14 protein-coding genes are annotated in these 16,046 nt (G+C 43.4%); 13 read left to right on the top strand and 1 reads right to left on the bottom strand.

Annotated elements, in window-relative coordinates; genetic code table 11:
- Positions 1-53: 53 nt before the first annotated feature.
- Positions 54-188 (bottom strand): 50S ribosomal protein L34, encoded by a 135-nt coding sequence (gene rpmH, locus AC6UDF_RS06275; protein ID WP_500694208.1) that lies wholly within the window; start codon positions 186-188, stop codon positions 54-56.
- 482 nt (positions 189-670) lie between these two features.
- Here rpmH and dnaA point away from each other — a divergent pair, with 482 nt between their 5' ends.
- From dnaA to dnaB, 13 genes are all read left to right on the top strand, one after another.
- Positions 671-2,011 (top strand): chromosomal replication initiator protein DnaA, encoded by a 1,341-nt coding sequence (dnaA, locus tag AC6UDF_RS06270; protein ID WP_500694207.1) that lies wholly within the window; start codon positions 671-673, stop codon positions 2,009-2,011.
- Between the two features lie 216 nt (positions 2,012-2,227).
- Positions 2,228-3,367 carry a DNA polymerase III subunit beta gene (gene dnaN / locus AC6UDF_RS06265; protein WP_500694206.1) on the top strand — a complete coding sequence of 380 codons (1,140 nt, stop codon included), beginning with the start codon at positions 2,228-2,230 and terminating at the stop codon, positions 3,365-3,367.
- Between the two features lie 263 nt (positions 3,368-3,630).
- Positions 3,631-3,849 (top strand): S4 domain-containing protein YaaA, encoded by a 219-nt coding sequence (gene yaaA, locus AC6UDF_RS06260; RefSeq protein ID WP_500694205.1) that lies wholly within the window; start codon positions 3,631-3,633, stop codon positions 3,847-3,849.
- Between the two features lie 8 nt (positions 3,850-3,857).
- The gene (gene recF / locus AC6UDF_RS06255) at positions 3,858-4,973 is read left to right on the top strand and encodes a DNA replication/repair protein RecF (RefSeq protein WP_500724091.1); all 1,116 of its coding nucleotides are present in this window, start codon (positions 3,858-3,860) and stop codon (positions 4,971-4,973) included.
- Positions 4,974-4,994: 21 nt separating this feature from the next.
- A complete protein-coding gene (gene gyrB / locus AC6UDF_RS06250) occupies positions 4,995-6,944 on the top strand; it encodes a DNA topoisomerase (ATP-hydrolyzing) subunit B (RefSeq protein WP_500694202.1) in 1,950 nt (649 codons plus the stop codon).
- Positions 6,945-7,067: 123 nt separating this feature from the next.
- The gene (gene gyrA / locus AC6UDF_RS06245; protein ID WP_500724141.1) at positions 7,068-9,509 is read left to right on the top strand and encodes a DNA gyrase subunit A; all 2,442 of its coding nucleotides are present in this window, start codon (positions 7,068-7,070) and stop codon (positions 9,507-9,509) included.
- Positions 9,510-9,695: 186 nt separating this feature from the next.
- Positions 9,696-10,667 (top strand): GMP reductase, encoded by a 972-nt coding sequence (locus tag AC6UDF_RS06240; RefSeq protein WP_500724089.1) that lies wholly within the window; start codon positions 9,696-9,698, stop codon positions 10,665-10,667.
- A 183-nt stretch (positions 10,668-10,850) separates the two neighbouring features.
- On the top strand, positions 10,851-11,150 hold the full coding sequence (gene rpsF / locus AC6UDF_RS06235) for a 30S ribosomal protein S6 (protein ID WP_500694200.1): 300 nt from the start codon (positions 10,851-10,853) through the stop codon (positions 11,148-11,150).
- Positions 11,151-11,175: 25 nt separating this feature from the next.
- Complete coding sequence (gene ssb, locus AC6UDF_RS06230; protein WP_500694199.1) at positions 11,176-11,685, top strand: single-stranded DNA-binding protein; 510 nt, start codon at positions 11,176-11,178, stop codon at positions 11,683-11,685.
- Positions 11,686-11,723: 38 nt separating this feature from the next.
- Positions 11,724-11,960, top strand: a complete 237-nt coding sequence (gene rpsR, locus AC6UDF_RS06225) for a 30S ribosomal protein S18 (RefSeq protein WP_010022194.1) — start codon at positions 11,724-11,726, stop codon at positions 11,958-11,960.
- A gap of 110 nt (positions 11,961-12,070) precedes the next feature.
- Positions 12,071-14,092 (top strand): DHH family phosphoesterase, encoded by a 2,022-nt coding sequence (locus AC6UDF_RS06220; protein ID WP_500695951.1) that lies wholly within the window; start codon positions 12,071-12,073, stop codon positions 14,090-14,092.
- 51 nt (positions 14,093-14,143) lie between these two features.
- Positions 14,144-14,596: a 50S ribosomal protein L9 gene (rplI, locus tag AC6UDF_RS06215; protein ID WP_500694197.1), complete on the top strand. Its 453-nt coding sequence runs from the start codon at positions 14,144-14,146 to the stop codon at positions 14,594-14,596.
- A 30-nt stretch (positions 14,597-14,626) separates the two neighbouring features.
- A complete protein-coding gene (gene dnaB, locus AC6UDF_RS06210) occupies positions 14,627-16,027 on the top strand; it encodes a replicative DNA helicase (RefSeq protein ID WP_500695952.1) in 1,401 nt (466 codons plus the stop codon).
- Positions 16,028-16,046: the final 19 nt, after the last annotated feature.

The following is a 16,046-nucleotide window of genomic DNA, read 5'->3' as shown; positions in this document are numbered from 1 at the left end:
ATCTCCAAGTATTTTCAAAAAATAATGAAAAAGACCACTGAATGGTCAGTGGCCTATGCCGATAATACTTTTCTACCTTTTTGACGTCGATGTGCTAACACTTTGCGACCTTTGCCAGTGCTCATACGTTTTCTAAATCCATGAACGCGGTTTCTACGACGTTTCTTTGGTTGGTAAGTTCTTTTCATTACTAACCCTCCTTACTAATTAATCGCCTATATTAAATTGTTTATTCAATAGCTTTTCTAACTTATAGTATCACAAATCGACCAATCTTCAAATAGGGATTTTAAATTCATAGGTAACACTCCGTTCGATTCAAAAAAGTTTCATAAAATTTACTTGTGGATTATTGTGGATAACTCATCCCGTAATTAACACGAATTCAACACGTTTTTAAACAAAAACACAGCATGTTAACAACGTTAACCACAATCTGTGGATAAAATCAATAATCACGCTGACATCCCCGTCACATTAATAATTAGTTGTCCACATTTTCGTGTTAATTACCTAAAATATTCGCGTGATTTTGATATTTATTAACAATGCTGTGGATAAACAGTAAACAAGGTGTGAAACATTTGTCCACACCCTGTTTTTTCTGTGGAAAACTTTTTTTAAAAATGATATTATACATTCATAATTTAAACACAAGGAGTCACTCTCAATGGATCAAAACGAATTATGGAACAAAATTAAAAGTAAATTTAAAGCGGATCCGAAATTTGAGGGAACGACATATGATACATGGATCGCCACCGTGAACCCAATCTCATATGAGGGCGATACCCTAACACTCGAATTACCATCCTCGCTTCACCGTGACTACTGGGAGAAAATGCTTAAAAGTCAGCTGGTTGAGTACGCTTATGCCATTACTTACAAGAACATTTCACCAAAATTTGTTCTAGAAGAAGAATTAAAAAAGAAGCAAACCCCAGCTCCTACACCGGAAGATGAGAACGAAAAATCATATAGTTACACCGACACGCACTTAGAGCCCAATTACACCTTTGAAACCTTCGTGATTGGACAGGGTAACAAGATGGCTCAGGCCGCAGCGTTAGCGGTCAGTGAATCACCCGGAAAATTGTACAATCCACTCTTCTTATATGGTGGAGTTGGTTTAGGTAAGACCCACTTGATGCACGCGATTGGCAACAACATTATCAAACACGACCCGAGTCAGCGGGTGATGTACGTTACAAGTGAGAAATTCGCCAACGACTTTATCGGTGCCATCCAAAACAATAAGATGGATGATTTCAGAAACGTTTACCGAAACGTCGACGTCCTCTTAGTTGATGACATCCAGTTTTTTGGTAATAAAGAAGGAACTCAGGATGAGTTTTTTAACACCTTTCAAGCGTTATATTCCAATCACAAGCAGATTGTGCTAACGTCTGACCGTTTGCCAAACGAAGTGCCAAAACTAAAAGACCGGTTGGTATCACGATTTGCGTGGGGACTATCCGTTGACATTACTGCTCCCGATTTAGAGACACGAACCGCTATCCTTAGGGCCAAGGCCAAAGCTGACAACATGAACATTCCAGCGGACGCATTAGGCTACATCGCGAGTCAAATTGAGTCTAACGTCAGAGAACTGGAGGGGGCGTTATCAAGGGTGCAGGCTTTTTCCAAACTCAATAACGCTCCCATTGACACTGAACTAGTGGCAAACGCCCTAAGGCCGCTGAAGTTGGCCAAGGCGCGCTCGGCTCTGACCGTATCAGACATTATCTCGAAAGTCGCCTCTTACTATCACATTAGTGTAAAGGAAATTAAGGGCACCAAACGGGTCAAGGCCATCGTGGTTCCTAGACAGGTTGCCATGTACCTGTCACGTGAAATGACCGACAATTCGCTTCCAAAGATTGGCGACGAATTCGGTGGTAAGGATCACACTACCGTCATTCACGCCTACGACAAGATTAGTAAAATGGCCGCAAATGACTCTGATCTGAGTAAGCAAATCTCAGACATCAAGACGGAACTCCAGCACTAAGCGTTGCTCGGTTTAAAAATGTTATAATGACGGGTGTGGATAAACGGGAATTTAACCGTTGATTTACCCACAAAGTTATCCACAGTTGATAACTTTTATTCCGTAACTAATCATTGAGTTATCCACAGTATTAACAGTGCCTACTGCTTCTACTGTTTTTTATCTTTTTAATTAAGTAAATAAACATGCACCACATTTTGAGGGGGAAATTTGGCAATGAAATTCGTAATTAACCGTAATGCTTTCATCAAAGCACTAAATACCGTATCAAGAGCAATCTCATCAAAAACGACCATTCCAATTTTGACGGGTTTAAAATTAGACGTATCAGAAAGTGACATTCTACTAACTGGTAGTAACGCTGACGTTTCAATTCAAACGAGCATTCAAGCTTCTAATCCAGATAATGAACTCACGATTAACTCAACTGGTAGCATCGTCTTACCAGCTCGTTTTTTTAGTGAGATCGTTAAAAAGTTACCCGATAAAACCATGTCATTAGAAGTTGGTGACAACTTTCAGACCACGATTAAGTCAGGCAACTCAGAATTTACAATCAACGGTCTTGATGCGAACGGTTACCCACATCTACCTGAAATTGATTCCGAGAATACGGTTGATTTAGCGGCTGATATTTTCAGACAGGTTATCGGCCAGACGGTCATTGCGGTTTCAAAACAGGAAAGTCGGCCAATCTTGACTGGGGTGCACTTCACGCTTGCTAACAATAAGTTGCTTGCGGTTGCAACCGACAGTCACCGTTTAAGCCAACGAAGAGTTAGTCTTCCAGCTGATGACGACGGTAAGTTTGACGTGGTCATCCCAGGTGACAGTTTAAAAGAACTCTCACACATGCTTGACGGAATCGATCAAAACATCCAGATGAACCTGTCAGAGAATCAGGTCCTCTTTACCCTCGGCGACACCCGGTTCTACTCACGTTTACTTGAGGGCAATTATCCGGATACTTCGCGTCTGATTCCAAAGACTTCAAGTACTAAGATGGAGTTTGCGGCCGGTGACTTGCTCGCCGCAATCGAGCGGGCTTCGCTGTTGTCACATGAATCGCGAAATAACGTCATTAAGTTGACGATTAAACCAACCGACCAGGTCGTTACCATTTCGGGGAATTCTCCTGACGTTGGAACCGTTGAAGAGGATTTAAAGCCAAAGACTTCAGAGGGCGATGACCTTGAAATTTCGTTTAACCCCGATTACATGAAGGAAGCTCTCAGAGTTTTTGGGCAAACTGACATTGAGATTGCGTTTACCTCAGCTCTTCGTCCGTTCACGCTGGTTCCAACCGAAAATAAAGAAGATTTCATCCAATTGATTACCCCAGTTCGAACCTTTTAATTAAGAATGATTATTAACGACCTTCATTTTGAGGTCGTTTTTTTTATGTCTTTAAAATGAAACCAAATTATATTTACCAAAGACCTCAAAATATTAAAAAAGCTCATATTTCCATTTATTTACGAATATGAGCTTTTTAGATCATTTGAGGCATTTTTGTCTAGAAATGCGTACACGCGCATAAAACGCATAAAATCGCCCGATTTATGTACTTTTACCAAATTTTAGCGTATAATAGAAATAGATTGAAAGTGGGTGAATTCATGAAAAAAGACATTTTCATAACGACTCCGTACATAACTTTAGGGCAACTCTTAAAAGAAGAGAACATTGTTGAATCAGGTGGCAAAGCGAAGTGGTACCTAAAGGAAAATATGGTGTATCTAAACGATGAGCCTGAGAATCGACGTGGCAAGAAACTCTACCAGGGTGATACGGTCTCAATTCCAGACGTAGGGATGTTTTTTATTAAGACAAAGTAGGGTTAAGCATGCAGCTAGAAGAATTGAAATTACGCAATTTTCGTAATTATAAAGATGCTGACGTTCATTTCTCAGATGGAGTGAACGTGTTACTTGGACAAAACGCCCAGGGCAAAACCAATCTACTTGAAGCAATTTACGCGCTCGCCCTTACCAAAAGTCATCGGACCACTACCAATCGTGATTTGATTAATTGGGAAGAACACCATGCGCAATTGTGGGGTCGAGTTAAAAAGAACCATACTACCACTGAACTAGAGCTTGATTTTGGTAAAAATGGCAAGCGAGCTAAGGTCAATCACATTGAACAGCCCAAGCTATCGTCTTACGTCGGGCAGCTGAACGTGATTTTGTTTGCTCCCGAAGATTTGTCGATTGTAAAGGGTTCGCCTCAGATTAGAAGGCACTTTATGGACATGGAGTTTGGCCAGATGAGTAATCGCTATTTATACAACATGACCCAGTACCGTCGAATTTTGAAACAACGAAACGCCTATTTACGTGAACTATTACTTCACAAACAGAGTGATCTGGTCTACCTGGATGTATTGTCAGACCAGCTTTCAGCGTATGCGGCCAAGATTATTTTTCAACGCATCCAACTGATTGCCAAATTACAGAAATGGTCTTCGGCCATCCATTACGAAATTTCACAGCAAAAAGAAACGTTGCGATTTAAATACGTCACCGCGCTAAAAAAGACCGATTTAACGTCAGTGGAACGAATCTATCAGAGTCTGCTGGCTAAATTTAAGGCCAATCGAGATAAAGAAGTGAGGCAAGGAACGACGATCTTTGGACCGCATCGTGACGATTTACACTTCATGGTTAACGGCAAGGATGTCTCCACTTTTGGCTCGCAGGGTCAACAGCGGACGGCGGCATTATCCACGAAGTTGGCCGAGATCGATTTAATGAAAGAAGAAACCGGTGAATACCCGGTTTTACTACTTGATGATGTTTTGTCTGAACTTGATGAAAGTCGACAGACCCACTTGTTGACTGCCATTCAGGATCGGGTTCAAACCTTTCTAACCACCACAAGTATGAGTGGGGTCGCATCTGATTTAATCAACAATCCCAAGACTTTTCACATTGAAAAGGGAGTCATTGTATCCGAGTAACGTAGTTGAGGAGGAATTGTAGTGACTGATCAAGAAAAAGAAGCAAAAAGAGAACGGGCCGGGGAGTACGACGCTAGTCAAATCCAAGTCCTAAAGGGACTAGAAGCGGTCAGAAAGCGTCCCGGAATGTACATTGGAGCTACTAACGAACAGGGACTCCATCACTTAGTTTGGGAAATTATCGATAACGGAATTGACGAAGCGTTGGCGGGTTTTGCTGACGAAATCAATGTTACCGTGGAAAAAGATAACAGTATTACGGTCGTTGATAACGGTCGGGGGATTCCCGTGGATACCCAAAAAGATACCGGTAAGTCGGCACTAGAGACCGTCTTCACTATCCTCCACGCTGGTGGTAAATTCGGCGGTGGCGGATACAAAGTGTCCGGTGGACTTCACGGAGTTGGTGCCTCAGTGGTAAACGCCTTGTCAAAGGAACTGGACGTTGTTGTTACTAAAGGTGGCAAGCGGTACTACATGGACTTTGAAAGGGGTCACGTCAAGACGCCAATGAAAGTCATTGGGGACGCACCCAGAGATGCTCACGGAACTAAGGTTCACTTTGTTCCCGATCCAGACATCTTCACCGAGACCACGACCTTTAACATGAAGACTTTGACCACGCGTGTCAGAGAACTGGCCTTTTTAAACAAGGGGTTAAGAATCACAATTAGAGACGATCGTCCCGAAAAACCCGTGGAACACGATTTCTTCTACGAAGGTGGAATTCGGCACTACGTTGAATTCCTCGATCGGGGTCGCACTCCGATTTTCAAAGATCCGATTTACATTGAGGGTCAGGAAAATGGCATCACGGTCGAAGTTTCCATTCAGTACACTAACGATTATCACAGCACTCTTTTGACGTTTACTAATAACATCAATACCTATGAAGGTGGAACCCACGAAGAAGGGTTCAAGCAGGCTTTGACCCGAATTATCAATAACTACGGGAGAAACAATAATTTAATTAAGGATAGCGAACCGAACCTTTCTGGTGACGATGTTCGAGAAGGAATGACCGCGGTCGTTTCGGTTAAGCATCCCGATCCTCAATTTGAGGGTCAGACCAAGACCAAACTTGGTAACTCTGATGCGAGAACCGCTACGAATCACATTTTTGGTCAGGAATTTTCCAAGTTCATGATGGAACATCCTCAGATTGCCGAACAGATTGTTGAAAAGGGTTCCGTAGCTTCTAAAGCGCGAGCCGCCGCAAAACGAGCTCGAGAAGTAACCAGAAAACGAAGCGGACTTGAAATCAATAGTTTACCCGGGAAGTTGGCTAACAACACCAGTAAGGACCCGAAAGTCTCCGAATTGTTTATCGTCGAAGGTGATTCGGCTGGTGGTTCTGCTAAACAGGGCCGTTCTAGACTGACGCAGGCCATCCTGCCAATTCGTGGCAAGATTTTAAACGTTGAAAAGGCCACGATGGAAAAAATTCTGGCTAACGAAGAAATTCGTTCTTTGTTTACCGCGATGGGGACTGGCTTTGGCAGTGACTTCGACATTAGTAAGGTTAACTATCACAAGTTAATCATCATGACTGATGCCGATGTCGATGGGGCCCACATTCAGATTTTGCTTCTAACCTTAATTTATAACTACATGCGTCCAATGATTGATGCTGGATACGTCTACATTGCCCAGCCACCGTTGTACCGAGTTCGTCAAGGAAATAAGTTCCAGCGATACGTTGATTCTGATGAGGAACTCCAAGAGTTGTTAGCTCAACTACCGGCTTCACCAAAACCACAAATTCAACGATACAAAGGTTTAGGCGAAATGGATGCCTCGCAGTTGTGGGACACCACCATGAATCCAGATCATCGTCGGCTTCTAAGGGTTACTTCTGATGATGCTTCGGCTGCTCAAGAAGCCTTCACCATGTTAATGGGTGAAAAGGTGGCTCCAAGACGGAAGTTTATTGAAGACAACGCAACCTTTGTTGAAAACCTGGATGTATAAATTGTTTCACGTGAAACAATTAGGTTAATTGACTGATTTAACAAGGAATGGAGGCAAAATCTCTTGGCAAATGAAGAAAATAATAAACCAAGTCGAGTTCAAAACATTGAATTATCGAAGAAGATGAGATCATCATTCTTGGATTATGCAATGAGTGTGATTGTGTCCCGTGCTCTTCCTGACGTTCGTGACGGTTTGAAACCGGTTCATCGTCGAATTCTGTACGATATGCACGAATTGGGAGTTACACCGGATAAGCCTTACAAGAAATCCGCGCGAATTGTTGGGGATGTTCTAGGAAAGTTTCATCCTCACGGTGACAGTTCCGTGTATGAGGCCATGGTTCGAATGGCTCAGGAATTTAGTTATCGTTACATGTTAGTTGACGGACACGGAAACTTTGGTTCCGTCGACGGTGATGGTGCCGCTGCCATGCGTTACACCGAGGTGCGACTCTCCAAGATTGCGATGGAAATGTTGCGAGACATCAACAAGGACACCGTTGATTTTCAACCCAACTACGATGGCACCGAACGTGAACCGGTGGTCTTACCGGCTAGAATTCCGAACCTCCTTTTAAACGGGGCTTCTGGGATTGCGGTTGGAATGGCCACTAACATTCCACCTCACAATTTAAGCGAAGTAATTAGTGCGATTCACATTTTGATGAGAAATCCAGACGCCACCACCAATGATCTGATGGAAGCTCTTCCTGGACCTGACTTCCCAACTGGGGGAGTGGTCATGGGCAAATCTGGAATCAGAAAGGCCTACGAAACGGGTCGTGGTAGCATCATCGTTCGTGCCAAGGTTGACATTGAGGAACAAAAAAACGGCAAGCAGCGCATTATTGCGACTGAATTGCCGTACATGGTCAATAAGGCCAAGTTAATCGAACGGATTGCGGAGCTAGTAAGGGACAAACGAATTGAAGGCATTACCGCCATTAACGATGAGTCCGATAAGGACGGAATGCGGGTCGTGATTGATGTCAAACGGGATGCTTCAGCTGAAGTTATCTTGAACAATCTGTACAAGTTAACCCTGATGCAAACCTCCTTTAGTTTCAACATGCTGGCGATTGTTGATGGTGCACCGAAAGTCTTGAGTCTGAAACAAATTCTGCAGTACTACCTGGAGTATCAGGTGGAAGTTATTACCAGAAGAACGAAGTTTGACCTGCGAAAGGCACAAGCTCGCGCTCACATTCTGGAAGGGTTACTGGTTGCCCTTGACAACATTGACGCCGTCATCAAGATTATTCGTAATTCCGCGACCGGCGATATCGCCAAAAACGAACTGATTAGTAATTTTGATTTAGACGACAAGCAAGCCCAAGCGATCTTAGACATGCGGCTGGTTCGATTAACTGGACTGGAACGTGGCAAGATTACCGACGAGCACAATAAATTACTGGCTAACATTAAAGATTACAAAGACATTTTAAACAGTCGGGATCGGATCAACGGCATTATTTACGATGAACTCCTTGAGATTCAGAAGAAGTTTGGTGACAAACGGCGGACCGAATTACTGGTTGGTGAAATTACCAGTATTGAGGACGAAGATTTAATTGAAGAGGAAAACGTCGTAATTACCTTGACCCACAACGGTTACATTAAACGACTACCAACCGATGAGTTCAAGGCCCAAAATCGTGGAGGTCGTGGAATTCAAGGAATGGGTGTCAATAAGGACGATTTCATTGAACATCTCCTGTCAACGGCAACCCATGATCGACTCCTGTTCTTCACGAACGCTGGCAAAGTTTATAGTATGAAAGCTTACGAAGTCCCAGAGTACGGACGATCCGCGAAGGGAATTCCAATTGTTAACCTCTTAAACTTGGGTCAAAATGAGAAGATTCAAACGGTTATCAGTATTTCGTCCCAGCATAATGACGAGGACAAGTACCTGTTCTTTACAACGAAATTGGGAACGGTTAAACGAACCCCAGTCTCTGACTTTTTGAACATTCGAAAGAATGGTTTAAAGGCCATTCACTTACACGATAATGATGAAGTGATTGGCGTATCCATCGTGGATAACGGCGATAACATGATCATTGGAACTCATTTGGGCTACGCCGCTAGCTTTAAGGCTGATGACGTTCGGTCCATGGGACGTTCCGCTTCAGGAGTGAGAGGAGTTCGACTCAGACCAAATGACTATGTGGTTGGAGCGGCCATCTTGACACCTGACAGTGACGTGTTTGTCATTTCTGAAAATGGATACGGGAAACGCACGAAAGCTTCCGACTACCCGATCAAGGGTCGCGGTGGTAAAGGAATCAAGACGTCAAACGTTACCAAGAAAAATGGTCCCCTAGTGGGATTAAGTACCGTAACGGGTGATGAAGACATCATGTTAATCACTAACATGGGTGTTATGATTCGTTTTGCGGTTAATAACGTTTCAGAAACCGGACGTGCCACCCTTGGAGTTCACTTAATCCGGGTCGACGATAATGCCAAAGTTGCGACGATGGCAGTCGTTGCTAAGGATGAAGAGAATGAATCAAAGGTCAATGAACCAGCTTCATCTACCGATCAATCCGAAGAATAATGCTTTAAAATAACACTACGTTAACGGTAGTGCTATTTTTTTGCCTAAATTTATGGTTAACATTCGTAAATTGGCACTTTCATGTTGATTAAATGGTGCAATTCGATTATGATATTGGTTGTGTTTGAAACATTTAAACTAAATTTGACAAAATAGTTCGTAAAATAATCAAGGAGAGTTATGAAGATGGACGTGTTTGATTACGAAGATATTCAACTGATTCCGAATAAGTGTGTGGTCAATTCTAGAAGTGAATGTGATACTTCCGTGGAATTCGGTGGCCGTAAGTTCAAGATTCCGGTCGTACCAGCCAACATGCAGACGGTCATTAATGCTGATTTAGCCGAAAGCCTCGCAAAAAACGGTTATTTTTACGTCATGCACCGTTTTCAACCAGAAAAACGACTTGATTTTGTTAAAAAGATGCACGCTGACGGGGTCTTTGCCTCTATCAGCATTGGCGTCAAGCCTGGCGAATATGATTTCATTAAGGAGTTGGTCAAAGCCAGCCAGCTTCCTGAATACGTTACGATTGACATTGCTCACGGATACTCGGACTCGGTCATCAATATGATTAAATTCGTCAAAGAACAGATGCCTGACACCCTCCTGATTGCTGGAAACGTTGGAACGCCAGAAGCCGTGCGGGCACTTGAAAATGCCGGAGCGGACGCTACCAAGGTTGGAATTGGACCCGGGAAAGCCTGCATTACCAAGATTAAGACCGGCTTTGGAACGGGAGGATGGCAGTTAGCTGCCATTCGTTACTGTGCGAAAGGTGCCAGAAAGCCGATCATCGCTGACGGTGGGATTCGGACTGATGGTGATATCGCCAAATCAATTCGCTTTGGTGCTACAATGTGTATGATTGGATCGATGTTTGCGGGCCACGAAGAGTCACCCGGCAAAAAAGTTGAAAAAGACGGCAAAGAGTACAAAGAATACTTTGGTTCCGCATCGCAATTTCAAAAGGGTGCTTACAAAAACGTCGAAGGGAAGAAGCTGTTGGTTCCGTTTAAGGGTAGCATCTACGACACTTTAAGAGAAATGCAGGAAGATTTGCAGTCATCAATTTCTTATGCTGGTGGAAAAGACATTGATGCCATTAGAAAAGTTGATTACGTGGTCGTAAAAAATTCAATTTATAATGGTGATTAAAAAAAAGATTTAAAAAAAGCTTCGTATTTAATCATGTATCGCAAGTCAACGTCTCGAATGTCCTGTTGAAGTAAAAAACAATCAATGATATAATCAATCGTTGTGAGTTTAATTAGATTTTAATTGACTCCCCTTGCTCTCCAAATCACTGGAGAGCCGACAGTCCACAAGGAGGTGTAATTCATGGAAAACAAATACGAAATTACTTACATCATCAGACCAGATATCGACGATGCTGCCAAGACTGACTTGGTAAACCGCTTCGATAAGATCTTGACTGATAACGGTGCAAACGTAATCGATTCAAAAGACTGGCAAAAACGTCGTCTTGCTTACGAAATCGGCGGTTACAATGAAGGTACTTACCACATTGTTAACGTTGAAGAAGGCGACAACGACCAAGGTCTAGACGAGTTTGACCGTCTTGCTAAGTTTAACAAAGACATCTTACGTCATATGATCGTAAGAAGAGACGACAAATAATTTAGAATGAAAGGAGTTTTTCAGTATGATTAATACAGTAGTTCTTACTGGACGCTTAACACGAGACGTTGATTTGCGATACACCCAAAACGGCGCAGCAGTGGGTACTTTTACGCTAGCTGTTGACCGTCGTTTCACTAATTCGAATGGTGATCGGGAAGCTGACTTCGTCAACTGTGTCATTTGGCGCAAATCAGCTGAAAACTTTGCCAACTTCGTGCATAAGGGTTCCCTGGTTGGAATTGAAGGTCGAATTCAGACCCGAAATTACGAAAACAAGCAGGGCCAACGGGTTTATGTTACCGAAGTAGTCGTTGAGAACTTCACTCTCCTTGAACCACGTTCACAGAACGGAAATGGTCAGGGTCAAGTTAACAACGGTGGCAATCACGCTCCTAGCGAAAATCCATTTGGAACTCCAAAGACGAGTGGTCAGGCCACTCCTAACAATAGCAAAGGTAACGACAATTCGAAGGATCCGTTTGCTAACTCTGGAGACCAGATTGATATTTCCGATGATGATCTTCCATTTTAATGGAACGATTTGATTAATGTTTTAGGAGGGAATTACACATGGCTCAACAAAGAAGAGGTGGCCATCGTCGCCGTAAGGTTGACTTTATCGCCGCTAATCACATTGAATACATTGATTACAAAGACGTTGATTTGTTAAGACGTTTCGTATCAGAACGTGGTAAGATTTTACCTCGTCGAGTTACCGGAACAAGCGCTAAAAACCAACGTAAGTTGACCATTGCGATCAAGCGTGCCCGCATCATGGGCTTAATGCCATTCGTAGTTGGTGACTAATTAAGAATTTGAGACTTAACTAATTTAGTTAGGTCTTTTTTTTATCCGATTATTGGGTTGCCTCAATGTGATAAAATAGAAGCTATAATGGAGCAAAGATGGGAGTTACTATGAAGAAATTCTTTTCACAAATGACGTTGCCGCCATTTTTAAAAAATACACGATTAAGAAAAATTACGATTTTTATTGCAATTTCATTGATTTTGGGACTAGTAATTGCCTTTCTCTACAACTTCTTTATCGGAATCGTTCTTTTACTGATTGCTTGTGTGGGACTTGTCTATACCATTAACACGATGAACCGCGTGGGTGAAGAGTCCGATAAGTACATCAACGATTTGTCCTATCAAATCATGCGCGGACAACAGGAGTCACTGCTTGAGATGCCGATTGGGATCTTAATCCTTGATGATAACCACGTGGTGGAGTGGATTAATCCATATTTACAGCCATACTTTGATAGTACGGAGGTGGTCGGATATCCACTTGACCATTCTGCTCCAGACCTCTTTGACATCATTCAGGCAAACCTTGACCAGACCAAGCCAATTGAGGTCACCTGGCGCGGTCACATGTTCGATATGTTGATTCAAAGAGAGTACAACACCGTCTATATGATGGACATTACCCGCTATGCTGAGATTGAAAAGAAGTACGAAAACGGTAAAATTGCGGTCGGCCAGATTTTTCTGGATAACTTTGACGAAATTACGCAGTCAATGAGCGACCAGGACGTCTCGAACCTTAGAAACTACATCACCAACGAACTGAGCTCGTGGGCGCAGGAATACGGGATTTTTCTAAAGCGAATTGATGCCGATCATTACTTTATTCTGTTGTACGTTTCCGCGTTGAATCAAATTGAGGCGGATAAATTTAAGATTTTAGACGTGATTCGAGAGGATACCTCGAAACAGAACCTTCCTTTGACCCTTAGTATCGGGATTTCATACGATGATAATAACCTGAACAACTTAGCCGACCAGGCTCAGAGTAACCTTGATTTAGCCCTCGGTCGTGGTGGAGATCAAGTCGTCGTTAAGGCCAAGGATAAAGAGGCCCGCTACTATGGTGGAAAGACGAACCCAATGGAGAAACGAACTCGGGTCCGGGCGCGGATGATTTCCCACGCTTTACAAGAGTTAATGAAAGAATCGGATCAGATTTTCGTTCAGGGTCATGCTCAACCTGACATGGACGCGATGGGAGCCGCCATGGGAATCAGACGGATTGCCCAGATGAACGGGAAGCAGTGTTGGATTGTGATGGATGACGAAGAACCGCACTCAGACATCAAGCGGTTATTAAACGCGATTGATGATTATCCAGACATTAAAGAGTCAATTATTACTCCAGATAAGGCGTTGAAAAAGGCAACTGACAACAGTTTGCTGATTATGGTTGATCATTCCAAACCGGACATGGGTGTTTCTGGGGATCTTTACAAACGCTTAAAGAACCGCGTGGTCATCATCGACCATCACCGGCGTGGTGAGGACTTTCCTGAGAATCCGATCCTGGTTTACATTGAACCCTACGCTTCGTCAGCCTGCGAACTGATTACCGAGATGTTTGAGTACCAGTCTCAGGACGCCGATCCAATCAACCAGTTAGAGGCGACCGCCATGCTGAGTGGGATTGTGGTTGACACCCAATCCTTTACGATTAGAACGGGAACGAGAACGTTTGATGCGGCGAGTTATCTGCGGTCAGCCGGTGCCAACGCTGACGAAATGGCCGACTTTATGAAGGAAAGTATCAATAATTACATGGCCCGAAACCACCTGATTTCCATGATGGAACAGATTGATGAGAACATGGCTCTGATTACCGCTGAAGATGATAAGGAATATGATTCGGTCATTGCCGCGCAAGCCGTTGATTCGCTACTGACGATTGACGGAGTGGAAGCCTCGTTTATCGTCTTTAAGCGGACGAACGGGAACATTGGAATCTCGGCGCGAAGTAATGGTAACATTAACGTTCAGTTGATTATGGAAGCACTTGGTGGAGGTGGCCACTTATCAGCGGGAGCTACGCAAATTCCCGACGAAAGTGTTTCAGAGGTTAAGAAGACACTGCTAGGTGCCATTGATAAAATCGTTAATAACGATGATAAAACCGACCAATAGCAGAATTAGTTTAAATCTGTTAAATTATTAGTAAACAAGGAGGGATTTAAAATGAAAGTAATCTTTTTAAGCGATGTTAAAGGCAAGGGCAACCGGGGCGACGTTAAGGACATGCCATCTGGGTATGCTAACAACTTTTTGATTAAGAAGGGCTTGGCTAAAGAAGCTACCAAGCAGGCTATCAGTGAATTAAAGGCTCAACAACACGTTGAACAGGAGCACGAGCAAGAGGAATTAGCAGATTCCAAGAAACTAAAAAAAGAACTTGAAAATGACAAAACCGTCGTTGAACTGAAGGCCAAGGCCGGATCTGACGGTCGCTTGTTCGGTTCTATTACCAGTAAACAGATTGCTCAGGGACTTTTGGATCAATACAACATTAAACTGGATAAACGGAAGATTGAATTAAGTGAACCAATCAAGACCATGGGGTACACCGATGTTCCCGTTAAGGTTCATCCCCAGGTTTCCGCTCAAATTCGGGTTCACGTCAGCGAAAAATAGTCGTAAGTTGCAGTTAGAAAAGAGTCGATAATGAACAACGATACTTTAAATGATCACACGCCACCACAAAATATTGAGGCCGAAAAGGCCGTTTTGGGTTCCATTTTTCTGAGTACCGACGGTTTAGTTGACGCGATGGAATATCTGAATCCAGATGACTTCTATAAGCGGGCGCATCAATTAATTTTTAAGGCGATGTTGGATCTAAATGATGACGATCAGGGCATTGATGCCGTGACCGTGACCGATCTTTTGAAGCAGCGTGACCAGCTGGAAGACGTTGGTGGTGTGCCTTACATCATTGATCTGACCAACGCCGTGCCAACGGCCGCTAACTTGGTCTACTACGCGAAAATTGTAAGAAATAAAGCCGTGCTCAGGCGCTTGATTCAGACGGCTACTAACATTGCCACTCAGGGATACGAACAGTCCGAAGACGTCGAAGACCTCTTAGATAATGCCGAACGTGACATTATGAATGTTTCCGAGGACCGTAATCAGTCGGGATTTAAGAACATCAAGGACGTTTTAAACGAATCATTTACAAAGATTGACCAACTTTCTCAAAATGGTGGCGACGACATTACGGGACTTGCGACCGGTTATCATGAGCTCGACAAGATGACGACCGGACTTCATCCCGGCGAATTGATGATTCTAGCTGCCAGACCGGCCGTTGGTAAAACCGCCTTTGCGCTAAACATTGCACAAAACGTGGGAACCAAGACCGACAAGACGGTGGCCATTTTCAGTTTGGAAATGAGTGCCGAATCGTTAGTAAACCGAATGTTGTGTGCTGAAGGTAGCATTGACGCCAATCACCTTAGAACGGGTCAGTTGACCGAAGAGGAATGGCAGAACCTAGTCATCGCGATGGGTAGTCTTTCTAAGGCCCACATTTACATTGATGATACTCCCGGCAATAAAATGGCTGGAATTCGGGCCAACTGTCGTCGTTTGGCAAAACAAACGGGGAATTTAGGGTTGATTGTGGTCGACTACCTCCAGTTAATTGAGGGTGGTAATAAAGAAAACCGGCAACAGGAAGTGTCTGAGATTTCCAGACAACTTAAAAAGCTGGCCAATGAATTACAGGTGCCAGTGATTGCGTTATCTCAGCTTTCGCGTGGGGTGGAACAGCGTCAGGACAAGCGTCCGGTGCTGTCTGACATCCGTGAATCGGGGTCAATCGAACAGGATGCTGACATTGTTGCATTCTTATACCGAGAGGATTATTATGAACACGATTCAGACGATGATGACCAAGATCCACGTTCCGATGTTGAAAATGACGATGATAACGTTGGCGAAGTTGAAGTTATTATCGAAAAGAACCGTTCGGGTCCACGTGGAACGGTTAAACTGCTCTTTATTAAATCGTATAATAAGTTTTCATCGATTTCATACGCTTCAAACGATGGTGTACAGTAAAGGGCCACTTACAGAGTAA

It is taken from the genome of Fructilactobacillus sp. X2R6C1 (assembly GCF_059901295.1).
Note: the sequence above shows the minus strand (reverse complement) of the source record. Positions and strands in the feature narration are given on the sequence as shown.